The organism is Sorangium sp. So ce375 (genome assembly GCF_051473855.1).
GTDB lineage: Bacteria > Myxococcota_A > Polyangia > Polyangiales > Polyangiaceae > Sorangium.
This window is the reverse complement of the sequence record NZ_CP150335.1, coordinates 5,724,664-5,750,029: the sequence shown is the minus strand read 5'-3', so window position 1 is coordinate 5,750,029 and position 25,366 is coordinate 5,724,664. Positions and strand designations below refer to the sequence as shown.

Here is a 25,366-nt window from a genome sequence, read left to right as displayed (position 1 = left end):
TCATTCCTCGAGCTGGGACGCGCGCCTCGGCGCCGCGAGTTTCGACTGTAGGTATAGAAGCGCCGTCCGCGATGCGGCCTTGTCTTGGTCCAGGAACACCGCGCCGTTGATCGTCGGCAGGAGGACCTGGTTCGACACGAAGCCGGGCGAATCCTCGACGACAACGCGCTCCTTGACCATCGCCCCGAGCGCTGCCCGCGTCGTCTCGATGGTCTCGCTCGGGGTATGAAGGCCACCAATCAGCTCGACCATGCGCTTCATCGGCACCAGGTTCACCCACGAGGCCGCTCCGCCTGGAAATGCCGCACAATGCCACCTACATCGTCTTCGATGTCCTTTCGTCCCTGCACGTTGCCGGCTCGCTGGTCGACGCGGGCCCGAGCCGCTCGGCCGCTGACCATCGCTGCCGGCCCCACGCCGCCACGAACCCCATCGAAAACGCATGCAGGTCGGCCAGATGAGGCGGCGAAGGCCGCGCCGCCGTCTGTCCCAACGTTTCAAATCCCGCTGGGGACGCAACTTGTCTGGTTGCGATTGCCGCCGGCGCGCGACGTCCGCGTACCACCGGTCGAGGCGCAGCGACATCGCCGCGAGGTGCGCCCCGTAGGCCCTGATCCGGGCCCAGATGGAGAGATCGCGCTCGCCCGGCAGCGCACAGGAAAGCAGCCTCTGAAGGGGTCGAGCGCGTGACGGTGCTCGTCAGGCGACCGGCCCCATCGCCTCACCCCGGGGGCGCCGCAGCGGCGTGCCCTACGGCGGGCGATACACCCCAGCCCTTCATCCACCTGTTGATGAGGTCCTGGAAACTCGGCTCCTTGGCACACTGGGCGGCGAGAGCGTCAAGAAGCTCCGGTAACCGCGCCCCCCGATTGAGAAGCAGGGTCCTGGCGATGTCGAGGTAAGGCACCACCGGCTGGTAGCGGCCATAACGAGCGCTCCCGAGCAGGTGCAGCGCCTGGTTGTGGATCTCCTCGGACGAGCCGAGAAACAGGCCGTAAAAGAGCAGCGCCACAAGGTTGATCCCGGGCGTCAGGAGCCAGCGCCAGTAACCCCAGTGGAGGGGACCGTCGCCGCTGCGATGGGGCGGGCAATCTTGGACCGCGCCCAGGGAGAGGACCTGGAGCTTGCGCAGCTCCTCGGACTTCGAGGGCATGTTGGACCAGCTCCAGCCGCTCTCACCCTCGCCGGCCAGCATCGATATGGCGTTGGTGATGACGATCATGGTCGGGTTGTTGGCGATGAGGCTGCCGTCGATGTAGAGGTGCTGCCCGCCGTTGTCTCCCGAGCCGACCGGCAGGTAGACGGGGAAAGAGCAGCTCGCGTAGGCGACGTCGACAAGCGAGCGGTCGCGGTTGTCGCGGGCGTCATAGCCGAAGTTGCGGAACGTCTTCGGCCTGCGCCCGGTCACGTCGATGCTGATCACCAGCGCCTTGCGGCGAAGGTCCCCGAACCGGGCGTTCTCGCCGAAATACTCGGTGAGCGTGCTCCGGAGCTTCCTGCCCGATCGCAGCGGCCAGAAACCTGTCAGGAAGCGCGCGATGTGGAACGGCCGGGGGCTGAGGCCGGCGATGAGGTCATTGGAGAACTGGATGCATCGCTTCACTACCTCGAGGTTGGACCGATGGCTGTCCGAGACGTTCTGGGCCAGGTACAGCGCCATCACCGCGCTGTCGGACGCGCCCGCGAACATGTCGATGCTCGCGAGGAAGCCCGGCCACGCCTCTTCGATGTGATAGAGCATGCGCACCTGGAGCGCTGCACTGACCGCGCCATCCAGGGAGAGGATCTTCAGCTCTGTCGCTTCCTGCATGGCCATCGCTCCGTCTCCGCTCGGCCTCCGCCTCTGCTCGGCCTCCGCGCGGCCGACGTGCCCCGCCAAGCGGTCCGCGAGAGCATACGCGGGCGCGCTCGCTCGAGGCAAGCGCGCCCAGGCCCGTTCAGGCGGCGATCTGGCGCCGGGGAAGGACAACGATGAACTCGGCGAACTCGCCGGCCACGGTCTCGACCCGCAGCTCGCCCCGGTGCGCTTTGACGATGTCATAGCTGATCGAGAGCCCAAGACCCGTGCCGCTGCCCGGCGGCTTCGTCGTGAAGAAAGGGTCGAAGATCTTGCCCACGATGCCGGGCTGGATCCCGTGGCCGTTGTCGTGGATGCGGACCTCCACTCGGTCGCGCTGCAAGCTGGTGCGGATACGCACCCTGGGCACGTAGCCCGGTCCGTCCTTTCGCGCCTTGTCCCGCATGGAGGCACAGGCGTTGTCGATGATGTTGAGGAACACCCGGCTCAGGTCCGACGCCACCGCCTCCACCGCGCCGACCTCGGGCGCGTGCTCGGCTTCGAACTGGACTTCAAACCCCGCCTCCTTGCCTCGCAGCCCGTGGTACGCGAGGTTCACGCTCTCGGACACCAGGCTGTTGATATCCACCTGCTCGAGCGAAGCGCTGGATCCGCGCGCGTGGAGGAGCATGCCGTTGATGATGTTGTCCGCGCGCCTGCCGTGGTCGTGGATCTTGCCGACGTTCTGCCGGAGCAGCCCGAGCACCTCGTCCAGCTCCGGATCGATAGCGCTCCCCGGCGCGCGCACGAGCTGCTCGATCTCGTCGGCCAGCCCCCGTGAAAGAGCGGCGAAGTTGGTGATGAAGTTGAGCGGATTCTTGAGCTCGTGCGCGATCCCGGCGGTCAGGGCGCCCAGCGAGGCGAGCTTCTCCTGGCTGATCAGCTGCGCCTGGGTGTCGCGCAGCCGCTTGAGCGCGAGCGACAGCCCGTCATTGCTCTCGCGCAGCTCCCGGGTCCGCTCCTTCACGCGCGTGTCGAGCGTGTCGTAGAGGCGCGCGTTCTCCAGCGAGATCGCCGCCTGCGCCGAGAGCAGCTCGAGCACCTTGCAGCGCTCGGGCGTGAACGCGTCCGCGACCAGGTTGTTCTCCAGATAGAGCAGCCCGACACGGGCCTTCTGCCGCATGATCGGCGTGCACAGGATGGAGAGCGGGCGGGCGCGCGCGATGTACGGATCGGTCTGGAACTGGCTCGATCGCGTCGCGTTCCCGAGCACCACCGTCTCCCCGGTGCGCTCCACGTACCGGACCACGGCCGTGGCCAGCTGATCCTTGATCACCTCGTCGCGTCCCTGATGCACAAGCACGGGCGCGCCCTCGCCGGCGGTCTCCACGACGAGGGGGGGATCGCCGGTGAGGATCAGGAAACCCCGCTGGGCGCCGGCGCTCTCCAGGAGGGTGCGCATGAGCGTATGGAGCAGGTCGCCCAGCACGATCTCGCCGGAGATGGCCTGCGAGGCCTTCATGACAGCGAGCACATCGAGCCGGGCGATGCCCTCGTCCTCGCCGGCCCCGGCGCCGTGAGGCAGGAGGTCGCGGAACTCAATATCGAGCGCGGCGACCTTGGGGGCGGCGCCCCAGCGGACATAGGCGTAGCGCGCGTCCTCGAGGTAAGCGCGGGCCACCTTGCGGCGGCGGCGCGCGAGGTAGAAGCGGCCAGCGAGCTCGTTGGCGAGCGCCTGGATGTGGGTGAAATCGTGCTCGGTGGCCGACTCGATGGCTCGGTCATAGAGCGCCTCTGCCTCCTCGTCCTTGCCGCTGATGCGCGCCGCCTCGGCGAGGACCAGCAGGTGGTGGTGCTCGAAATTCTCGGGGCAGGTCGCCGCCCAACGCCGGAGCTTCTCCGCGTGGGTGTCGATGATCTCTCGATAACGCGCGCGCTCCTCGGGCGCGGCCGCCTCCCAGCGCGCCGTGGCCGCGAGCGGGTAATAGAGGCTGAACGGGAGCTGGTGCACATTGCCAGCCATCGCCGCTATCAGCGGCTCGATGCGCGCGCCGAGCTCGAGCGCGCCGGCCATGTCGCCGCGGAAATAGGCCACCTGTATCTCGAGCAGGAGGGAGCTGGCCTCCGTGCTGGAGGCCCTCTCGATCGGGTGGGGCGCGCCGAGCCCGTCCTCGGCGTCCTCGGGCGCCGAGCCCTTCGCGAGGAGCGACGCGCAGCGCCGGAAATCGCTCAGCACGAGCACGATCTCCATCAGGTTGAAGCGCCGCTCGAGCTCCACGAGCCTGGAGGCGCGCTCGTACACGCGGAGGAGGTTCTCGCCGCGGAGCATGCTCTGATCGAGGGCGTGGAGGGCGGCGTAGCCGGCGTAGAGCAGCGCCCCCGACTCCATGCCGCCGAGGTGCGCCCGCTCCAGGTAGGGCGCACCCTCGCGCATGTGCTTGCGCCACGGGTTGACGAAGCCGCCGAAGAAGTTGCACACGGTCGCCTGCGTGCTCGCGTCGTCGAGGCGCTCGCTCAGGGCGAGGGCCACCTTCCCGAACTCGTAGGCGGACGTGCCGTCGCCCATCATCGCGTTGAGCGCGAACGCGTAGCAGACGTAGCCGATGGAGGAGCCCGGCGCGTTGCCGTGCTGGAGCGAGTACCGCACAAGGGTCATCGCCATGAGCGAGTTCCGGAGCGGGTTGTCGCCGGAGAAGCGGGCCGCCTTCGAGAGGAGCTGGATGAGGAAGCGGTCCTCGGGGGACCGCGCCTCCTCCAGGTCGATGAGGCCGCGGACGGGTCGATCCGCGAGCGCCGCGGCCAGGGCCTGCTGGAGGCGCCCCATCTCGGCGCCGCACGCAGCCTCCAGGTGATCCCGCGGGACGTCGATCCCGAAAAGACGCAGGGCCTCGGCTATCAGCTCGGCTCCCCTTTCGTAATTGCCGCGGCTGATCTGGAGCGCCGCCTCGAGGGCCTGGATGTCGGCCTTCTCGATGGTGGAGCGCGCGTGGCTCAGGGTCCGAGCGAAGGCAGAGGCCGCGGCGTCGAAGCGGCCGAGCAGGTAATTGCACTCGGCGTGTTCGCGGTGGAGCTGGAAGGCCAGCTCGTGCTCGCTCTCCCAGGCATCCTCGGGCAGCAGACCGATGCCCGCTTCGAGGTACTGGAGCGCCGAGGCGTAGGCCGCAGAAGCCTTGGCGCGCGCGGCGGCGATCAGGTTGAGGCGGCCGAGCGCGGTCCGCTCGCCGCGGTCGCCGATCTGGTCGGCGGCGAGGTCGAGGTGATCCACGATGGCGAAGATCCGGCCCTCGATCTTCTCTTTCGGCGTGCTGGCGAGGAGAAGGCGTCCGACGCGCAGGTGCACCGCCTTGCGCGCGTCGGGCTCGATGAGCGCGTACGCCGCCTCCCGGACGCGGTCGTGCAAGAAAGCATAACACGCCGCGTTGTCCTGCATCGATGAGGAGCTCGGAGGGCTGCTGTCGCGGCTCGCGGGGACATACCGGTATCCCTCGCCGACCGGCACCAGCACACCCTCGGTCAGCGCATCCCAGAGGTCCGCCCAGATCTCTTGGGCAGCACGCTCGCTGAGCACGGAGAGCATCTCCAGATCGAAGGTGCTGCCGATGCACGCCGCCAGCGTGATCGCGTGCTGCGTCGGGCCTGGCAGGGCCCGGATGCGCTCGGCCATCAGGCTCGCCACGTTGTCGGTGATCCCCTCCTCCGAGATGCGCGCAATGCTCCAGCGCCACCGCCCCTTCTCGGTGTCGAAGGTCAAGAGCTCGCGCTCGTGGAGCGACACAAGGAACTGGCTTACGAAGAAGGGGTTGCCCTTCGTCTTCTGAAAGACGAGCGCCGAGAGCTCCTCCAGCTCCGCTTCGCTGCTGCCGCCCAGCGTATCGGTGATCAGCTGCTGCACGTGCGCCTGCCCGAGCGGCCGGAGCGTGATCTCCTGGAGCGCGGCGCCTTTCCGCTGGAGCTCGGCGATCGTCTGCGCCAGCGGGTGCCCCTCGTGAAGCTCGTTGTCGCGAAAGGCGCCGATGAAGAGCAGGTGACCGCTGGCCCGGTCGCAGAGCAGCCGCCCGAGAAGACCGAGCGAGGCCGAATCGGCCCACTGGAGATCGTCGAGGAAGATCGCGAGCGGGTGCTCCCTGCGCGCGACGACCCCCACGAACTGCTGGAAGACCAGCGTGAACCGGGTCTGCGCCTCCAGCGCGTCCAGCGCCGGCACCGGGGGCTGCGGGCCGACGATGAGCTCGACCTCGGGGATAACGTCGGTGACCACGCGGCCGCTCGAGCCGAGCGCCTCCTGGAACCGCTCCCGCCAGGCGGCCACGGCGCCCTCGCTCTCGCCGAGGATCTGGCGGATGAGCTCGCGGAAGGCGCTGATGATCGCGCTGTAGGGCGCGTGCCGGTACTGATCGAACTTGCCCACCGCATAATAGCCGCGCCGCTCCACGACCGGCCGCTGGATCTCGTTGACCAGGGCCGATTTGCCGACGCCGGAGTAGCCGCCGACGAGGACGATCTCGGCGGTGCCTCGGCTGACGCGCTCGAAGGCGTGGAGCAGCACTTCCTTCTCGGCCTCGCGGCCGTACAGGCTCTGTGGGATGCGGAACGTGGCGGAGACGTCGTGGCGCCCGGGCGTAAAGTCATCGAGGGAGATCCCGGCGCGCAAGCGCTTCGCGCACTCCTCGAGATCTTCGGTGACGCCGTAGGCGCTCTGGTAGCGATCCTCGGCCCGCTTGGCGAGGAGCTTGAGCACGATGGTCGACACCGCGGCCGGGATGGTCGCCTTGAGCGCGTGCGGCTGGTCCGGTTTGACGGCGATGTGCGCGTGGACGAGCGTCATCGGGTCGGAGGACTCGAAGGGCAGGCGGCCGGCGAGCATCTCGTAGAGGACGACGCCGAGCGAATAGAAGTCGGTGCGATAGTCGATCGCCCGGTTCATACGGCCGGTCTGCTCGGGAGAGAGATAGGCGAGCGTGCCCTTGAGGTGGTTCACGCCGGTCAGCGCCGGCGTCTCGCGGCTGAGCCGGGAGGCGATGTCGAAATGAGTGAGCTTGACCTCGCCGGTGCTCGGGTTGCAGAGGATGTGCGCGGGCTCGATGCTCTGGTGGATGATCCGGCGGCGGTGCAGCTCGCCGAGCGCGCGGGAGATGCCGGCCGCGATGCCGAGCGCGTCGAGGAGGTCGAGGGTTCCCCGGGAAAGAAGCGCGGAGAGCGGCTCTCCCCCGGAGTCCTCCATGACCAGGACCAGGCTTCGGCCGTGCCGCTCCAGGCCGAGCACCCTGGCCACGCCAGGCGCGTCGAGCCGCGAGCAAAGGTCGTAACCGTAGCGGAGCCGCGCCGTCTCCTCGGGTCTCGGGTATTCCTTCGCGAAGGTGCGGATCAGGAACGATTGGCCGTCCCGCTGGGCCCGAGAGAGAACCGTGGTCCCGTCCGCGGCCAGGTTCTCCGTGATGGTGAAGCCCGCGATAGAATACATGCCGTCTCCTCGGTAAGCACACCATCCTACCGCAGGCGCCGTGCGCCTCCAACATGGAGCACGGCCGCCGGCGGCGTGGCGCTCAGGCGAGGTCCCACACAACGCGGACGTGCTTCGGGTTACGGAGGATAAGGTTCGATACGTAGTCCTGCCGCTCGCCGGGCTGGAGGCGCAGGCCGGGCAGGCGTCCGAGCAGCTCCTCGAGGGCGACGCGGACCTCGAGGCGCGCAAGGGAGGCCCCGATGCAGAAGTGCAGGCCGCGTCCGAAGGCGAGGTGCCTCCCTGCGTCGCGGCGCTGGACGTCGAACGTGTCGGCCGCCTCGAACTGAGCCTCGTCGCGGTTCGCCGAGCCGAACAGGAGAAACACGCGGGCGCCCTGGGGAATCCGGACGCCCCCCAGCTCGACTTCCTCCGTGGTGGTGCGGAACATGCCCTGGGTGGGAGCCTCGAATCGCAGCGATTCCTCGACGACGGCCGGGATGAGCCCGGGATCCTCGCGGACCGCGGCGAGCTGCTCGGGGTGGCTGAGCAGGAGGAGCACGGCGTTGCCGATCGCGGTGGTGACGGTCTCGTGCCCCGCGAAGAGCAGCTGCATGAAGAGGTTCACGAGCTCCGCGTCCCCCGCGGGCGGCTCGCCGCCAGGTCCCGCGACGATCACGTGGCTGAGCAGGTCGTCCCGTGGCTCCCGGCGGCGATGCTCGGCGGCGGCGAGGATGTAGCGCTCAAAGGCCTTCACGCTCTCCACGCAGGCGAGCTGCTTGTCGGTGGTCAGGCCGGGCGTGCTCAGCGTCCGCCAGTCGTCGCTCCAGCGCTTCATGTCGCGGCCGTCCTCGAGGGGCACACCGAGCATCTCGAGGATGATCCGGAGCGGGAGCTCATAGGCGAAGCCCTCCATGAGGTCGACGCGGCCGTCGCGCGCGAAGGCGTCGATGAGGCCCGCGGCCACGCTGCGGACGTGCGGCTCCATGTGGGCGATGCGCTGCGGTGCGAAGGACCGGCCGAGGAGCCCGCGCAGCCGGGTATGGGAGGGAGGGTCGTTGTTGACAAGGCTCGGGGTGTGATACGCCGCCGGCAGCACCGCGCTGACTTCGGCCGGGACGTCGATCCCGATGACCCGCGATGAGAACCGCGCCGTGTCCTGCGCGGCCGCACAGACGTCGTCGTGGCGGGTGACGATCCAGAGGCCGAAGATCGGGGTGAAGAAGACCGGCGCTTCACGGCGCGCCCTGGCGTAGGCGGGGTACGGATCGTCGAGCTGGGGAGGGATGAGGGGATTGAAATCGATCGCGCTGCTACGGCTGGGGGGATCCTGGGCCATGTGGTTTGATCCTTTCACGCCGCCGGGATTGCCGGTCGGGGCACTGCGGGGCTAGAGAGGAAGAGGCCGCCCGGCGAGGGCGGGGGCACCGCGTTCAGCGCGACGCGCTTCGTTCCAGCCTATGCGATCGCTCGAGAGCGTGCCAAGGCCGGCGCCCTGCATTCCACGCGTCCCGCCCGGCAGCGGGATCTAGACCTGCCGATCCGACGGTGATACTCGTCCTGCTCGATCGATGGCAGGGGAGGATGCCCGCGCTCGTCACGGTGCGAGCCGGTCACCAGCGGGCCCGTGCCGAGGAGGCGGCGATGAACGTTGGTGCCTATCCGATCGCGGCGACGGAGCTGCCGCGCATGAATCTCCTCTGCCTGGACGGAGGATCGAGCACGGCCCTCCAGATCCGCATGCTGGAGTACCTCGAGCAGGAGGTCCCGGGCTTCCTACGAAACACCGACCTGTTCGCGGGCAGCTCCGACGGCTGTCTGATCGGGCTCTATCTCGCGTCGAGGCTCGGGAAGGAGCCGGATCTCGAGGTCATTCGGGGCGCTGTCCGCTTCAGCAACGAGATGATCCCCACATTCAGCGTCTCTTGCGCCGATCTGGTCAAGTTTGCGGCGGGGTTCTGGCCGCTCATTTCCCTGCTGTGGCGCCAGCGCGCGAACGCGTTTACGGACCTGGTCGAGCGGCGAATCGGCGACGCCACGCTCGGCGACCTCGACGAGCGTGGCATCAAGGTGCTGATGCTCAGCATCGGCCTGAAGTCCAAGCGGCCCAAGGTGTTCCAGAACTTCGATCCGCACCGATCGGATCCGTCGCTCAAGCTTGCGGACATCGCGCTCGCCAGCAGCGCCACGCCGCTGCTCCTCCCGCTGCCCCAGCTCCAGATCTCGAGCGACGGCGACTGCGACTGGTTCCTCGACGGATCGCTCGCCGCCAACAACCCGAGCATGACGGCGCTGGCATCGGCCGCCGAGTACCTGGAGGCAAAGGCGAGCGCGGCGCGGCGCTCCCCAGGGCGGTCGCTCGGGCACGTCACGGTCGCTTCGCTGGGGGCGTGCGATGTGGATCCCCGCGGCCACGAGGCGGCGGAGCAGGGACCGCACCCGCGCGGCGAGAACGTGGGGCCCCTCGTGCGCGGGCTGGCGTGCCTGTACAACAAGCTCCGCTTCATAACCGCCCACGGCGACGAGCTCGACTGGGGATGGTTCCAGTGGCTCTTCAACCAGGATTTCGACATTGCGAATCTGATCGGGTTCGGCTGGTTCCAGGATGCGATCGACCTCGCGGACCTCCAGTGCCGCCGGCTCTTGCCGCCGCGGCAATACCACCGCTACTCGGTGGGGCTGAGGGAGGCGGATCTGATGTCCCGTCTGCTCTTCGGCGATCCCGAGAAGCTCCGCGAGCAGCTGGACGACAGGGCGAAGCGGCTCAGCGAGAGCGCGAGGTTCAAGCGATTCGTCGTCTGGGCGAAGGAACACTGGATGCCGCGCACGGAGGCGCCGGGGGAGCCCGCGGCCGTGCCCGACCCGGAGCGGGCGGTGTCGTGAGCGCCGCGCCGGCCGCGGTGGTACCGACCTTCCGGATGCCTCAGGAGAGGGTCACCCGCGTCGTGCTCGCCGCGGCGAAGGCGCCCAGCGCCGAGAACAACCAGCCGTTCACGTTCTCCTGGGACGGGGCCGCGCTCGCCGTGCACCACGACGCGGCGCGGGCGCGGCACTCCCACGATCCGCGCGGCCACGCCTCGTGCATCGCGCTCGGCTGCGCGCTGGAGTCGATCGAGATCGCGGCGGCCGCCGAGGACCTCCGCGCCGAGGCGCAGGTGTCGCCGGACCCTGGCGACGGCGGACCCTGGGCGACCGTCCAGCTGCTCCAAGGCGGCGCGCGCCACGGCGTCGACGGCCGGGCCCGCGGGCTCCGGGACGCGATCGAGGCGCGCTGCACCGACCGACGCCTCTACCGCGGCGGCTCGCCCTCCCACCCGGTCTTCGACGCGATCCAGACCGAGGCTCGGAGCTTCCCGGGCGTCGGCCTTCACGTCGGGGCTGGTCTGCCGCGGGAAGCGCTCGACTACCTCGGCCGGGCCGACTCGTACGTGTGGTGCCACGAGGACTCGTTCCGCGACGTGCTGCGCTGGGTGCGCCTGTCCCGCGAGGAGGTCGCCGCGACCCGCGACGGCGTGGCCTGGAACGGCTTCGGCCTCGATGTGCCCGAGACCAGGCTGCTGCGCCTGGCGCGCCGGCCGGAGCTCCGCGCGCTTGTGGGGCCGCTCGGCCTCGGCGCCGCGGCGAAATTCTGGCTGGAGCGGCAGATCGCCTCCTCGGCGGCGCTGGTGCTGATCACCGCGCGCTCGCCGGGGCGGGAGGCGCTGGTGGCCGCAGGGCGGCTCGGCTTCCGTGCGTGGCTGCGCCTCAACCAGGCCGGCTACGGGGTCCAGCCGCACGCGAGCGGCGGCCTGCTCGCCTACAACGCGGTGACCGACAGCCTCCCCGCGACCGCGCGCCCCGAGTTTCTCGACCTGCTGCGGCGCGGGCCGGAGATCCTGGCGCGGGGGTTCGGCTACGCAGGCGGCGAGCTGCCCGTGTGGCTGCTGCGCACCGGGATTTCTCCGCCGCTCGCGCCGCACCTCCGCGCGCCGCGCCGGCCGCTCCAGGAGATCTTCGTGGACCGGAGCGGGGGGTGAGGCGCGGGGGCCGCGCGCGCCGGGAAGGCGGCGCGGAGCGCGTCAGCGGCGCCCGGCGATGAAGAGGAGCGGAAAGCCCGGGATGCGCTCCACCACGGGATCGCGGAGCGGCGCGCGCGCGGCGAGCGCCCGCGCCTCCTCGATGTCGAGCGACTGACCGGCGACCCAGGTGCGGAACATCGTCAGCGCGATCGGCGCGAGCAGGCCCGGCATGCGCCAGCGCGCGACGAAGCTCCGCGTGTCCTCGTGCGCGCAGCCTCGATCGACCTCGGTGACCACGAGCGGGCCGCCCGGCGCGAGGACACGCAGGCATTCGGCGAGCCCGCGCGCCCGATCCGGCCAGTGCTTGATCGATCCGCAGCTCATCACGCCGTCGAACGCCCCGTCCGGAAAGGGCAGGTCCAGCGCGGAGCCGGTCGTGAAGCGGACCCGGTCGGCGAGGTGCTTCGCGGCGCGCTCGGCGCGCGCGACCTGGTGCGGGGAGAGGTCGATCCCCTCGATGCGGAGGTCGGGCCGCTTTTCGGCGAGCGCGACCGCGAACGCGCCCGCCCCCGCGCCCACGTCGAGCACGCGGGCGCCCTCCGGCAGGGCCGCGAGCAGCCGCTCCTCGAGCACCCACTGCGTGGGGAGCAGGGCGGGCGCGACGATGTTCTCGTAACACCACCCCTGCGCCGCGGTGTACGGGGCGCTCATGTCCAGGTACGCGGAGAGCTTCACGGGACCCCGCCGACAGCGGCCGCGCCGGCGCGTGAGACCTTGTCGATGCGCTCGGCGAGCCGCGCCGCGAGCACGTCGACGTGCGGGGGCCGGAGCAAGGAGAGGTGATCGCCGGGGATGGGCACCACGTCCACGCCGCCCGCGGCGAGCATGCTCCAGCCCTGGGTGGGATCGCGGCCGAGCCGGCCGCGGATCTCCGTGGCGCGGAAGAAGGTCAGCCGGCGCGGGTACGCCCGCGGGGTATAGGCGAGCGTCTGCTGCACGTGCATCGTGAAGAGCCGGAACATGGGGATCATCGCCGGCTGGCGCAGCGCGAGCAGCCGCGACTCGCGCGGGACGAAATTTGCCATGGCGGACCGGGCGAGGAAAGCCTCGATCTCGCGCCGGCCGAGCCTGGGCAGCGCGAGGCCGCCGGAGGCGGGCGGCGCGGCGGCGGGGGCCCGGCGCGAGGCGTCGACCAGGTAGAGGTAATCGTGGACGTGAGGCCAGATCGATCGGGCGATGCCGGTCGCGAGGACCCGGCCCATGACCAGCGGCGAGGGCCGATAGCCGGCGATGGGCGCCGGCTCGTCGACGATCGCGAGCAACCCGACCTCCTCGCCCGCGGCGACGAGCTGCTGGGCCATCTCGAAGGCGACAAGGCAGCCGAACGAGAAGCCTCCGAGGTGGTAGGGGCCGCGGGGCTGCGCGCGCCGGATCGCGTCGTTGTAGCGCCGGGCCATGTCCTCGATGCGCTCGTCCGGCGGCGCCTGCGCGTCGAGGCCCTGCGCCTGCAGCGCATAGAACGGCTGGTCCGGGCCGAGCGCGCGCGAGAGCCCGACGTAGGGGAAGACAACGCCGGCCGCCGGGTGGACGAAGAAGAGGGGAGGCCGCGTGCCCGCGGGCTGGAGGGGCACGAGCACCGAGGAGGCCTCGATCGCAGCGTCCGGGTCGAGCGCGCGCGCGAGGCGCTCGACGGTGGCGCCGCGGAAGATGGCGTGCTGCGGCACGGCGCGCCTGAGCTCCTGCTGCACGCGATCGGAAATGCGCAGCATGAGCAGCGAGTCGGCGCCGAGCTCGAAGAAGTCGTCGTGGATCCCCACGGGATGAACGCCGAGCAGCTCCTCGCACACCGCCGCGAGCTGACGCTCCAGCGCGTCCCGCGGCGCCACGTACGGCGTGCGCAGCGCGGGCCGAGGGTGCAGCGAGGCCGCGGGGGCAGGCGCGGCCCTGGCCGGGTCCGCCGGCGCGACAGGCGCGCGCTGCGAGGCCACCGCGTCGGGCCGCGTGCCGAGGATGAGCCCGTGATCCGCGCGCGCTCGCGCCTCCGGCTCGCGCGGGTAGGCCTCCACGCCCTCGAGGCCGGCGCCGCGCAGCGCCTCTTCCCAGCGGTCCAGGCCCAGGAGGGGCAGATCGCCGCGCAGCGCATCGTCGAAGTACCAGAACCCCTCGGCGAGACCCCAGGTGAGGATGTCCCAGCGCCGGAGCCGCACGCCCTCCACGAGGCCGAGGGTCCCGCCGGGGGCGAGCAGGCGTTCGAGGTGGCCCAGCGCCGCGGGGACGTCGCGGACCGCGTGGACGACGTTGTACGCGACGATCAGATCGAAGCGCCCGTCCTCGTAGCCCTGCGGGCGCGGATCGCGGGCGATGTCGAGCACGCCGAAGCTCATCACGGAGGCGAGCCCGCGGCGGGCCGCCTCGTGGCGCGCGTCGTCGACGAAGGTCTTGCCGAGATCGGTGAAGTGGTAGTCGAGGCGCGCTCCGCTCGACGCGGCCAGCGCCGCGGCGAGCGGCCAGGTAAGCACGCCCCGCCCTCCGCCCACCTCGAGCACGCGGAGCGGCGCGCCGCTCCGCCCCGCGCCGACGCGGGCGGCCACCTCCCGGAGCAGCGCCAGGTAGACGCGCTCGCTGCGGTGCTCGGCGGTGCGGGCCTCGAACCGGTCGGTGAGCGCTGCGCTGCCGCTCGGGTAGAGCACCCCGATCGCCTCGATCTCGCCGGTGAGCGCCTCGGGGTAATGGCGCACGCAGTGGTCGAGCAGCTCGAAGAGGCCGGCGAGCTCGGGGTACCGGGCGGCGAGGGCGCGGCTCTCCGCCGCCGTGTCGAGGAGCGCGCCGGCGTCCCGGAGGAAGCGGATCGACGCCCCCTCGATGCTCACGATGCCGTCCTCGGCGAGCATGCGGATCATCGCGTCGTGCAAGCGCCGCAGCTTGGGCACCACGCCGACCCGCGCCGCCAGCGCCTCGCGCTCGTGGTTTGCGCCCGCGCGCACGTCGACGCCGCGCGCGCGGAGCCAGGCGCCGACGTGGGCGGCGCAGAGCGCGTCGAGCGAGGCGGTGAGGCCGGGGTAATCCTCGAGCGGACGGATCGCGAGCGCGGCACGGAGCTCCGCCTCGACCTCGGCGAGCGGGCGGGGCCCGGCTGCGGCGGAGCACCCCGGGGCTGGGCCAGCCGGCGCGGCGTGCGCGGGGAGAGCGGGCCGCTCGATCCAGCACCGCCGCCGCTCGAACGGGTAGGTGGGCAGGGGGCGGCGCCGCCGGGGATCCATGGCGTGCACCGCGGCCCAGTCGATCTCCACGCCGGCGAGCCACAGCGCACCGAGCGTGCGAGCGAGCGCTGCCGGCTCGGGATCGGGCGCGCCCGGCGCGCCGGCGCCGCGGCCGGGCAGGCCCGCGATGACGGTGGCCTCGGGCGCCATGATCGCGGCGAGCGCGCTGAGCGTGCGGCCCGGGCCGACCTCGAGCAGCACGGCGCCGGGCGGGGTAAGCACGCGTCCGAGCCCCTCGGCGAAGCGCACCGGGGCGCGGAGGTGCGCCGCAAAGTAGCCCGGATCGGTGGCCTGCGCGTCGCTGAGCCAGCCGCCCGTCACGTTGGACAGGCACGGGAGTGCGGGCGCCCTGAGCCGCGCGCGACCGACCTCGGCGCGGAAGGCGTCGAGGATGGGGTCCATCATCGCGGAGTGGAACGCACGCGAGACCGCAAGGCGCCGGGTCGAGGCGCCGCGCTCGGCGAGGCGCCGCTCGAGCGCGGCGATCTCCTCCTCGGGGCCGGACGCGACGGAGGACGTGGGGCCGTTCACGGCGGCGATCGCGAGGCCGGGCGAGAGCAGGGGCCGGAGCTCGTCCTCGGCGAGGGGCACCGCGAGCATCGCGCCGGGCGGCAGCGCCTCCATCAGCCGCCCGCGCGCGACCACCAGCGCGAGCGCGTCCTCGAGGGAGAGGACCCCTGCGACGCACGCGGCCGTGTACTCGCCGAGGCTGTGGCCGAGCACCGCCGCGGGGCGCACGCCCCACGACATCCATAGCCGTGCGAGCGCGACCTCCAGCACGAACAGCGCGGGCTGCGCGAGGGCGGTCCGCCCGAGGGGGGCGCTGTCCTCCGTGAACATCACCTCGCGCACGTCGCGCCCGAGGTGCGGCGCGAGCAGCTCCGCGCAGCGGTCGACCTCGGCGCGGAAGGCCGGCTCGGTCCTGTAGAGCTCCGCGCCCGTGCCGGGGCTCTGTGCGCCCTGGCCCGGGAAAAGGAACACCACGCGTCGGCCCGGCGCCCCCGGCGCGCCCTCGACGACGGCGCGCACGGCCGCCGGATGCCGCAGCGCCGCCGCTGCCTCGGCGGCGTCCCGGCAGACGACGGCACGGCGGTGCTCGAACGCCTTGCGCCCGATCTGCAGCGTGTATGCGGTGTCCGCGAGCGCCGCCGCGTCGGGCGCGCCCCGCTCGATGTGATCGGCGAGCTGCGCGGAGGCGGCCTCGAGCGCCGCCGGGGACCGCGCGGAGAGCAGCAGGAGCGCGAAGGGCCGCGCCGGCGGCGGCCGCGGCGGCCGCGGCGGGGCCTCCTCGAGGATCACGTGGGCGTTGGTGCCGCCGAAGCCGAACGAGCTCACGCCCGCGCGCCGCATGCCGTCGCCCGGAGGCCAGGGCCTGAGCGATGTGTTGACATAGAAAGGGCTGTTGTCGAAGTCGATGGCCGGGTTCGGCGCGCGGCAGTGCAAGCTGGGCGGCAGGGTGGCGCGCTCCACCGCGAGCGCCGCCTTGATCAGGCTGGCCACCCCGGCGGCGTTGTTGAGGTGCCCGAGGTTCGTCTTCAGCGAGCCGATCGCGCAGAAGCCACGATCCGGCGTGCTCGCGCGGAAAGCCTGGGTGAGCGCGGCGATCTCGATGGGGTCGCCGAGGCGCGTCCCCGTCCCGTGCGCCTCGACGTAGCCGATGCTCCGCGCGGACACGCCCGCGAACGCGAGGGCCATCGCGACGACCTCGGCCTGCCCCTGCACGCTCGGCGCGGTGTAGCCGGCCTTCTGCGAACCGTCGTTGTTGACCGCCGCGCCCCGGATCACGGCGTGGATGGCGTCGCCGTCGGCCAGCGCGTCGGCGAGGCGCTTCAGCGCCACAACGCCCGCGCCGTCGCCGCCCACGGTGCCCTGCGCGTCGGCGGCGAAGGCGCGGCAGCGGCCGTCCGGGGAGAGGATGTGCCCCTCCTTGTGGAGGTAGCCGCGGTCGAGCGGGAGCTGGATGGAGACCCCGCCCGCGAGCGCCACGTCGCACTGGAAGCCGAGGAGCGCCTGGCAGGCCATCTGCACCGCCACCAGCGACGTCGAGCAGGCCGTCTGCACGGTGATGGATGGCCCGCGCAGGTCGAGCTTGTAGGCGACCCGCGTGGTGAGGTGGTCCTTGTCATTGCCGAGCACCACGCCGAGCCCGTCGATTCCCTCCCGCGCCTCGCCCGCGGGGACGAGGTGGTGGACCAGGTATCCGTCGGGGCCTGCCCCCGCATAGACGCCGATGGATCCGGGATAGCGGCCAGGATCGTACCCGGCCCGCTCGAGCGCCTCCCAGGCGCACTCCAGGAAGATCCGGTGCTGCGGATCCGTGATCTCCGCCTCGCGCGGGCTCATCCCGAAGAAGCCCGGATCGAAGCGCTCGACGTCCGAGAGCACCGCCCGCGCCTTCACGTAACGGGCATCCGAGAGCAGCGCCGGATCGACGCCGGAGGCGAGCAGCGCCTCGTCCGACAGGCGCGTGATCGACTCGACCCCCGCGCACAGGTTGCTCCAGAGATCCTCGATGCGCGCGGCGCCGGGGAGCCGGCAGGCCATGCCGACGATGGCGATCCCGTCGGCGGGATCGGCGGGCAGCGCTTGGTTGTCGTCGTCGATGCCCATGGGTCTCAGAGCTCCCGGTCCGGCGTGGCGCGAGCCGCGGGGCGCCTCACCCGCGCTGCCGCGCGGCCCGCGCACCCTGAGCCGCCTGGCGGTGCCGGTTGTTCGCGTCGCGCTGCTTGCGCGCGCGCTCCTCGACGTCCCCGCGTGCGGGCGTCGCCCCTTCCGCGCCGCTCAGGTGCTCGGCGAGCGCCCGCACGGTGGGGTAGCGGAAGATCTCCACCGCGGACACCGGCCGCCCGAAGCAGGCCTCCAGGCGGCCCTGCACCTGCGCGACGAGCAGGGAGTGCCCGCCGAGATCGAAGAAGTTGTCGAGCGCGCCTACCCGGTCCGCCTGGAGCACGTCGCGCCAGACCGAGGCCACCCGCTGCTCCGCTTCATCGCGCGGCGTCACGTGCGGCGGCCTCACCGCGGGGCCCTCGCTGCCCTCCTCGAGGGCCTCCACCTCGACGCGCCCGTCCGGCGCGCGCGGGATCCGCTCGACCCGCGCCACCCGGCATGGGATCGGGACCCCGAAACGATCGCGCTCCGCTGCGCCGTCGGGCAGGCGGATCTCCGGAGCGGTCGAGGTGACGTAGGCGGTGAGCCGCTGGAGGCCGGGATCGTCGCCCTCGGCGTGACGGGCGACGGCGCGGCTCTGCGCGTCAAGGCCGACGAGGAGGTGCGGCTCGTCCCGGCAGAGCGCGACCTCCAGCGATCGAAGCGCCTGCGCGGGCGGGATGGGCAGGTAGCCCCGCGCGCGGGCCGCGCCGAGGGTGACGCCGCCGCGGCTCATGCCGAGCTCCTCCCACAGGCTCCATGCGAGGGTGCGGGCGCCCGACATCCCGCCGCGCCGGAGCTCGCGGGCGGCGTGCTCCACCATCCGGTTCGCCGCCGCGTAAGCGCCCGCCGAGTGGCCGCCGAAATAGGCGTTCACCGACGAGAAGCCGAGGAGGAGCCGGTCCGGCCGGCCCTCCAGCAGGGCGGCCAGCGCCGCGAAGCCGAGGCCCTTGCCGCGGAGCGCGGCCGCGAAGCTCTCGCCGGTCTCCTCGACCAGACGCCGGTTCGCGGAGCTGACCGCCAGGTGGATCGCTCCGTCCAGCGCTCGACCCCACCGCGCCGCGGCGGGCGCGGCGATCGCCCGCAGCCGGCCCGCGTCGGCCACGTCTGCCGCCTCGTAGATCACGTCGCCACCGTGGCGTTCGGCCGCCCTCCGGAGCGCCGCCAGCGCCTCTGCGCGCGCGGGCGGGAGCGCCGCGGGCGGCGTCCTCCCCACGAGGAGGAGCCGCGCCCGGAAGCGCTCGATGAGGTGCCGCGCGACGACGACGCCCACGCCCCCGAGCCCGCCGCTGATCAGGTAGGCGCCCCCCTCGGTGAACGCCGGCGGACGCGGCGGTGAGCGCGCGGGGTCCACCGCCTCGAGGCCGAGCACGAAGCGCTCGCCCCCGCGGTAGGCGACCTCGCGCTCGCGCGGCCCCGCCGCGAGCTCGTCGGCGAGCCGTCGCGCCGCGCCCTCCGCGGGCTCGGCCGCGGGCAGGTCGACGTGGCGGCAGTCGATCCAGGGCAGCTCGCGCGGAAGCGTCTGCACCAGCGCGCAGAGCGGCGCCTTCTCCAGGTCGAGCGCGTCGCCGGGCGACACCGCCTGCGCCCGGCTGGAGGCGATCAGAAGGCGCACCGGGCGCCCGGCCGACGCGCCCCCGGCGAGCGCCTGGGCCAGGTGGAGCACGCTGAGCGCGCCGTGCGCGAGCGCGCGCTGCAAGGCATCGAGGCGATCGTCCAGGCGCGCCCCACCCTCGGGGTCGTCCCCGAGCGTCCAGAGGTGAACGAGGTCGTCGAGCGGCCCGCTCTCCGCCTGCGCGGCGTCGAGGAGGCGGCGCATCTGATCCGGCGCCGCGGGATCGACGCGGTAGCTCCGGGGGCCGACGCGGGCGAGCTCCGGCCCCTGCGTGACCACCACGCAGGCCCGGCCCGCGCGGGTGAGCCGCTCGCGGAGCCGCTCGCCAGCGCCGCCAGCGTCGGCGAGGATCAGGCACGCGCCCGGGCGCCGAGGCCCGGTGCGGGCCGGGCGCTCGCGCCACGCCGGCCGGAAGAACCAGCCGGGGAGGGTGCGCTCGTTGCCGAGCTCGAGATCCACCGACTCGACGGCGCGCCGGAAGCGGCCCTCCGCGAGCGCTTTGCGGAGCGCCTCGCGCTGGACCTTGCCGCTGGTGGTCCTGGGGAAATCCGACCGTTCGAGCGGGATCACCTGCGCCGGGGCGACGCCGAGGCGCGCCGTCACCGCGGCGCGGACGGCCTCGGCGATCCGCGCCGCGGCGGCGGCTGCGGGGTCGCGGGGGACGAAGAACACGGCCAGCTCCTCCGCGCCGCCGAGCTCGGCCACGGCGCAGGCGGCGACGAGCGTCGGTTCCACGCCGGGCACGCCGCCGGCCACGTCCTCGATCTCGTGGCAGTGGAGGTTCACGCCGCGGACGACGATCACCTCCTTCTCCCGGCCGGTGACAAGGAGCCGCCCCTCGAGCAGAAACCCGAGATCCCCCGTGTTGAACCACCCGTCGCCCACGAACGCGGCCTGGTTCGCCTCGGGGTCGTCGAGGTAGCCCGGGGTGATCACGCCGCCGCGCAGCTGCAGCCGTCCGATCACCCCCTCGGGCAGGATCCGGTTCTCCGCGTCGACGATGCGGATCTGCACCCCGGCAACCGGCGGCCCGAGGTCCATGAAGGTCACCGTGGACCCATCCTGCGCGTCCCGGAAGGCGAGCGCGCCCCCGAGCGAGGCCTTCACCACGTGGCGCGCGCCCCGGTCCAGGTCGAAGCGATCCTGGTACGCCACGCCGGTGCAGGCCTCCGCCATCCCGAACGCCGGCTGCATCACCTCCGGCCTCAGCCCGAAGGGCGCGGCGAGGCGGAGCAGCTCGCGGATGGCGCCGAGGGTCACCTGCTCGCCCCCGTTCAGGAAGCGCCGCAGCGACGACAGATCCCAGGATCGCCCCGGCGCGCCAGCGATGGCGTCGCAGAGCAGCTTGAGCCCGAAGTTCGGCGCTCCGGTTTGCGTCACCTGGTGGCGCTCGATGAGGTCCAGCCAGCGCAGGGGGCTCGCCAGGATCTGCTCGGCCCGCGCCCAGATCTGGTCGCAGCCGAGGCAGACGTCCTTGAGGTGGAACGTGATGAGCGCCATCACGTGGTCCAGGGGGATCCAGCAGAGCGTCACGTCGTCAGCGACGTAGCCGTTGTGGCGGGCCGCCGCGTGGGCGTGGAGGAGGATCGCCCGGTGCGTCTCGCGGATGCACTTCGGGGCGCCGGTGCTGCCCGAGCTGAGCTGGAGGAACGCGGTGTCGTCCGGCTGGATGGCGTGGAGGCGCGCCTCGCCCGGATCGCCGCGGAGATCCTCGATCGGGAGGACATCGAGCCCCTCCATGCCCAGCGACGCGGCGGCCCCGCGGAGCGACGCCGCGAGGCTGCGCGCCGTGAGGACGCGCGGCCGCCCCAGCTTGTGCCAGGCGCCGCGCAGCTTGCTGAGCACCCCGCTCGGCGCCTCGTAGGACGGCGGCACCGCGACGATCACCGGGGCGATGCCGCCGAGCACGCAGGCCCAGAACGCCGCCAGCGCCTCGCGCTGCGCGTCGATCTGGAGGAGCAGCCGATCGCCGGGGCCGAGGCCCGCCCGCGACAGGCCCGCGAGCAACGCCCGGGCCTCCTCGAGCAGCGCCGCGTAGCTCTGGAACACGGTGGACCCGTCCGGTTGCACGTACCGGATGCCCTTCGGCCCGGAGGCCGCGCGCAGGAGCGCCTCGGCGAGCGTCGCCGGCGCTCCCTCGGGGATGTGCAGCGGACCGCCGTCGCTGAAGGCGAGCGCGCGGCGCGGGGCGTCGCTCGCGGCGGGCGCGTCCACGGCGGGCGTGTCCATTGCGGGCGCCTCGCCGGTCGGCGCGCCGGGCAGGAGGCGCCCCAGGTGCAGACGCGGCGCCGGATTGCGGCGTGGGCCCGCGACCACCGCCACATCGCCCACCCCGGGCACGTCGCGGAGCCGAGCCTCCCAGCGCCGCGCCAGATCGACGTCGATCACCGGGACGGCGGCGAGCGCCTCCTCGTCCACGCGCCCCTCCGGTGTGCGCGGCAGGAACGCGAGCGGCACGATCACCTCCGGGCGCGCCGCGGCGGGGAGCGTCGCCGCGAGGCGCCGCGACAGCTCGGCCGGCGTCAGCGGATCCGACGACACCACGTAGGCGACCCGCTCGGCCCGCCCCGCGTGGCTCGGCCTCACGCGGGCCGCGCAGTCGTCCACCTCCGGATCCTCGAGCAGCGCGCGCTCGATCGCCCTGCACGCGGCGCGCGCAGGCGACGCGTGGCGAGCCGCGAGCTCCGAGATGCGCGCCTCGGGATCGGCCGCGACCCGCTCGATGAGGGCGCAGAGCTGATCCGCCATCCGCGCCACCGTGGGGGCCTCGAAGAGGTCGGCGCGGTAGAGCATCGCGCCGTCCACGGCCGGGCCCTCCGCGCCCTCCGCCCGCTCCCACAGGTCGAGGCAGAGGTCGACGGGCGCTGCGTCGGCGAGGCGCTGCCGGAGGCGCAGCGCGATGCCGCCTGCCGAGACGGGCGGCGGGCTGGGGTTCAGGGTGATGCTCACCTGGAAGAGCGGGTGATAGGCCGGATCCCGGGCCGGCCGGAGCGCCTCCACCAGCCGCTCGAACGGCAGCGCCGCGTGCGCATACGCGGCGAGGGCGCGATCGCGCACCCTCCGGATCAGCTCCCGGAAGCTCGGGTCCCCCCCGAGGCTCACCCGCAGCGCGAGCGTGCTCGCGAAGTGCCCGATCAGCCCCTCGAGCTCGCGCCGATCGCGCCCGGCGGCGGCGGTGCCGATCAGCATGTCGTCGGCCCCGCCCTCCGCGTGCAGCAGCACCGCGAAGCCGGCGAGCAGCGCCATGAACAGCGTCGCGCCCTCGGCGGCGCAGACCGCTTTGAGCGCGCCGGCTGCCCCGGGAGGCAGGGCGAGCGGCTGCTGCGCGCCCCGGGCGCTCGGCAGCGCTGGACGAGGCCGGTCCAGCGGCAGGTGAAGGCGCTGCGGCGCGCCGGCCAGCTCCTCCTCCCAGAACGCGAGATCCGCGTGGAGCGCCTCGCCATCGAGCCGCTCTCGCTGCCAGGCCGCGTAATCGCCGTACTGCACGGCGAGCGGCGGCAGGGCCGGCGGCGCCCCGGCCGCCGCGCTCGCGTACAGCGCGGCGAGCTCGCGGAGGAGCACCCCCATCGACCACCCGTCGCAGACCAGGTGGTGGAGCACCAGGATCAGCGCGTGAGCATCGGCGCCGAGGCGGACAAGCCGCGCCTGGACGAGCGGGGCGCGATCCAGCGCGAACGGGCGCGCCGCATCCTCGGTCGCCGCGGCGTCGAGCGCCGCCGCGCGCTCTTCCTCCGGCAACGCGGCGAGATCGAGCGATCCGAGCGCGAGCGCGACGGCAGGCTCAAACCGTTGCCGGGGCGCGCCGCCGGAGACCTCGATGGACGCCCGGAGCACCTCGTGTCGGCGCAGGATCTCCGTGAGGCTCTTCTCGAGCGCCGCGACGTCGAGCGGCCCCCGCATCTCCACCACCGCGGGGAGATTGAACGCGGCGCTCCCCGGATCGAGCTGCTGGACGAGCCAGATCCGCTGCTGTGCGAACGACAGGGGCGCCGCGACGCGCCCGGGCAGCGCCGGGACGCGCTCGCTGGGGGGCCCGCCCAGGCTGGCGGCCGCGGCATCGAGCCGCGCCGCCAGCGCGGCCACGGTGCGCGCCTCGAAGAGATCGCGGAGCGACGCCGCGCCGACCTCCGACCGGATCCAGGCGATCGCACGCGCCGCCGAGAGCGAGTCGCCCCCCAGCTCGAAGAAGTCGTCTTCCGCCCCCACCGGCGCCACGCCGAGGATCTCGGACCAGACGCGCGCGATGAGCCGCTCGGCTGGGGTGCGCGGCGGGACGCACGGCGCCGCGAGCGCTGGCCGCGCCGTGCCGGGCGGCGGGAGCGCGCGGCGATCCACCTTGCCGCTCGCGAGCCGCGGCAGCGCGCCCAGCGCGACGAACGTCGCCGGCACCAGGTACGAGGGCAGCCGCTCCTCGAGGAATCGTCGGAGATCCGGCGCGCGCGGCGCCGTGCCCGGCACGGGCGCGACGTACGCGGCGAGGCGCCGATCCCCCGGCGAGGGCTCCCAGATCGACGCCGCGACCTCGCGCACCTGCGGGTGCTCGGCGAGCGCGGCCTCGATCTCGCCGGGCTCCACGCGGAAGCCCCGCACCTTTCCCTGATCGTCGTTCCTCCCGAGGAACTCGATCTCGCCGCCTTCGCGGATCCGGCCGAGGTCCCCGGTCAGGTAGAGGCGCGCGCTCGCGTCGAGCGGATCCGGGACGAAGCGCGCCGCGGTCAGGGCGGGGCGCCGCAGGTAACCGCGGGCCACGCCGGCGCCGCCCACCGCGATCTCGCCGGCGCACGGCGCGGCGACCGGCGCGCCGCCCGCGTCGAGCAGGAGCACGCGCACGCCGGGCAGCGCGCGCCCGATGGGCGGCGGTGCCGGCGCCTCGCCGCACTCGAAGAGCGTCGCCGAGATCGTCGCCTCGGTGGGGCCGTAGGTATTGAAGACCCGGCGCCCCGGGCGAAAGCGCGCCACGAGCTCGGCGGAGAGGCGCTCGCCGCCGCACACCACCACCCGCAGATCGGGCAGATCCCCCGGCGGCAGCGCCGCGAGCGCCGAGGGGAGCATGGCCACGTGGGTGACGCGCCGATCCTGCAAGAGGCGCAGGAGCTCAGGGCCCGGCACCCGCGCGTCTCCGGTGGCGAGGTGCAGGGCGGCTCCGGCCGGAAGGGCCATGAACACCTCGAACAGCGATGCGTCGAAGCCGAGGGAGGCAAACTGCAGCACCCGGCTGCCGGGGTCCACCTGGAGCGCCTCCGGGAGCACGCGGGCGAGGTTCGAGAGGCCGTGGTGCTCGACGAGCACCCCCTTGGGAGCGCCGCTCGATCCCGACGTGTAGATCACATAAGCCAGGTTGCCGCCCGACACCGCGCGCGGCAGGTCCGCCGCGTCCTCGGCCGCGACGCGGGTGCTCTCCGCGTCGAGGCAGCAGAAGAGCTCCGCCGCGCCGGCCGGCAGCGCCGGACCGAGGCGCGCGCGGCCAAGGATCACGGCGGGCGCGGCGTCCGTCACGAGGAGCGCGAGGCGCCTCGAGGGCAGCGCCGGATCGAGGGGTAGGTAGGCCCCGCCCGCCTTGAGGACAGCGAGCATGCACGCGATCGCCTCGATGGACCTCGGGAGACAGACGCCGACGCGCGCCTCCGGACCGACCCCGAGCGCGCGCAGGCGGCGCGCGATCTGGTTTGCGCGTCGGTTCAGCGCCCCGTAGGTGATCTCCTTGCCCTCGTCCACCACCGCCACGGCGTCCGGCGCGCGCGCTGCTCGGGTCTCGAACAGCTCGTGCGCGCAGCGCGCATCACCCGCCGGGCGCCGTCCGCCTCGGCTCGCCTCCGAGGCCTCCTGCTGCGCTGCTGCTTCTCCGACCATCCGTGTCCATCTCTCTGTGCAAACGCGCGCAGGGTCATCCAGCGCGATCCCAACGTCAAGGCAGTCGTGGGGTGCGCCCCGCGGCGCAGGCCGCGCTGCGCGCCTCCCTCGGCGCACCGCGAACGCGCCAGAGACATGGCCTCTCCCAACGCGCTAGAGACATGGCCTCTCCCAATCAACGACGGGGAGCTCTGAGCACCGACATCGACGAAATCTGATACGCTCATCGAGTTCGAGGTCGGTTTCACATGAGCCATCGAGTAGACGACGCCCTGGACGTTGATTTCATGCGACTCGCCGTGGACGCCTCGAGCGACACCCTGCGTGCCGGCAACATGCCGTTCGGCGCGGTGCTCGTGCAAGGCGGCCAGGTGCTCCAGGTGAGCGGCAACCAGCGGCGCACGGCCAACGCAGGGCAGGGAGACTGCACAGCGCACGCCGAGATGGTGTTGATCCGTGAAGCGACGGCGGCGCACGGCCCGGAAGCGCTCGCGGGCGGCACCGTGTACGCGAGCGGGGAGCCTTGCGCCATGTGCTCGGGGGCGTTGTTCTGGGCGGGGGTGATCCGCATCGTCTACGCCGCCACCACGCCGGACATCATCGCGGTGCTCGGCGGGCGAGCGCTCCCGGCGCGCTGCCACGAGGTGCTGGCGAACACGTCGCCCGCCGTGCAGGTGGACGGGCCGGTGCTTCGCGAGGCCGCCGTGGCGGTGCTGCGGAGCGCCGTGGAGCCGCCTTCGCCCGGAGCGCATCACGGCGCGTGACGAGCGGCATCGCCGC

10 protein-coding genes are annotated in these 25,366 nt (G+C 73.0%); 3 read left to right on the top strand and 7 right to left on the bottom strand.

Annotation, left to right across the window (positions count from 1 at the left end; genetic code table 11):
* From WME90_RS21280 to WME90_RS21265, 4 genes are all read right to left on the bottom strand, one after another.
* On the bottom strand, window positions 1–261 hold the full coding sequence (locus tag WME90_RS21280) for a hypothetical protein (protein ID WP_437282996.1): 261 nt from the start codon (window positions 259–261) through the stop codon (window positions 1–3).
* 460 nt (window positions 262–721) lie between these two features.
* Window positions 722–1,810 (bottom strand): patatin-like phospholipase family protein, encoded by a 1,089-nt coding sequence (locus WME90_RS21275; RefSeq protein WP_437282995.1) that lies wholly within the window; start codon window positions 1,808–1,810, stop codon window positions 722–724.
* Between the two features lie 127 nt (window positions 1,811–1,937).
* The gene (locus WME90_RS21270) at window positions 1,938–7,238 is read right to left on the bottom strand and encodes a trifunctional serine/threonine-protein kinase/ATP-binding protein/sensor histidine kinase (protein WP_437282994.1); all 5,301 of its coding nucleotides are present in this window, start codon (window positions 7,236–7,238) and stop codon (window positions 1,938–1,940) included.
* A gap of 82 nt (window positions 7,239–7,320) precedes the next feature.
* Entirely contained in the window at window positions 7,321–8,556 is a 1,236-nt protein-coding gene (locus WME90_RS21265) for a cytochrome P450 (protein ID WP_437282993.1), read from the bottom strand.
* 305 nt (window positions 8,557–8,861) lie between these two features.
* Here WME90_RS21265 and WME90_RS21260 point away from each other — a divergent pair, with 305 nt between their 5' ends.
* Window positions 8,862–10,100 carry a patatin-like phospholipase family protein gene (locus tag WME90_RS21260; protein ID WP_437282992.1) on the top strand — a complete coding sequence of 413 codons (1,239 nt, stop codon included), beginning with the start codon at window positions 8,862–8,864 and terminating at the stop codon, window positions 10,098–10,100.
* A gap of 35 nt (window positions 10,101–10,135) precedes the next feature.
* Window positions 10,136–11,233 carry a hypothetical protein gene (locus WME90_RS21255; protein WP_437282991.1) on the top strand — a complete coding sequence of 366 codons (1,098 nt, stop codon included), beginning with the start codon at window positions 10,136–10,138 and terminating at the stop codon, window positions 11,231–11,233.
* 42 nt (window positions 11,234–11,275) lie between these two features.
* Here the strand turns inward: WME90_RS21255 and WME90_RS21250 are convergent, their stop codons facing one another.
* The 3 genes from WME90_RS21250 to WME90_RS21240 are packed head-to-tail and all read right to left on the bottom strand — an operon-like array spanning window position 11,276 to window position 24,586.
* A complete protein-coding gene (locus WME90_RS21250) occupies window positions 11,276–11,950 on the bottom strand; it encodes a class I SAM-dependent methyltransferase (RefSeq protein WP_437282990.1) in 675 nt (224 codons plus the stop codon).
* The gene (locus WME90_RS21245) at window positions 11,947–17,085 is read right to left on the bottom strand and encodes a beta-ketoacyl synthase N-terminal-like domain-containing protein (protein ID WP_437282989.1); all 5,139 of its coding nucleotides are present in this window, start codon (window positions 17,083–17,085) and stop codon (window positions 11,947–11,949) included. Before WME90_RS21245 ends, WME90_RS21250 begins: the two co-directional genes overlap by 4 nt.
* 46 nt (window positions 17,086–17,131) lie before the next feature.
* On the bottom strand, window positions 17,132–24,586 hold the full coding sequence (locus tag WME90_RS21240; protein ID WP_437282988.1) for an amino acid adenylation domain-containing protein: 7,455 nt from the start codon (window positions 24,584–24,586) through the stop codon (window positions 17,132–17,134).
* 248 nt (window positions 24,587–24,834) lie between these two features.
* On the opposite strand from WME90_RS21240, the gene WME90_RS21235 reads away from it, so the two are divergent.
* Window positions 24,835–25,350: a nucleoside deaminase gene (locus WME90_RS21235; RefSeq protein ID WP_437282987.1), complete on the top strand. Its 516-nt coding sequence runs from the start codon at window positions 24,835–24,837 to the stop codon at window positions 25,348–25,350.
* The last annotated feature ends 16 nt before the right edge of the window (window positions 25,351–25,366 follow it).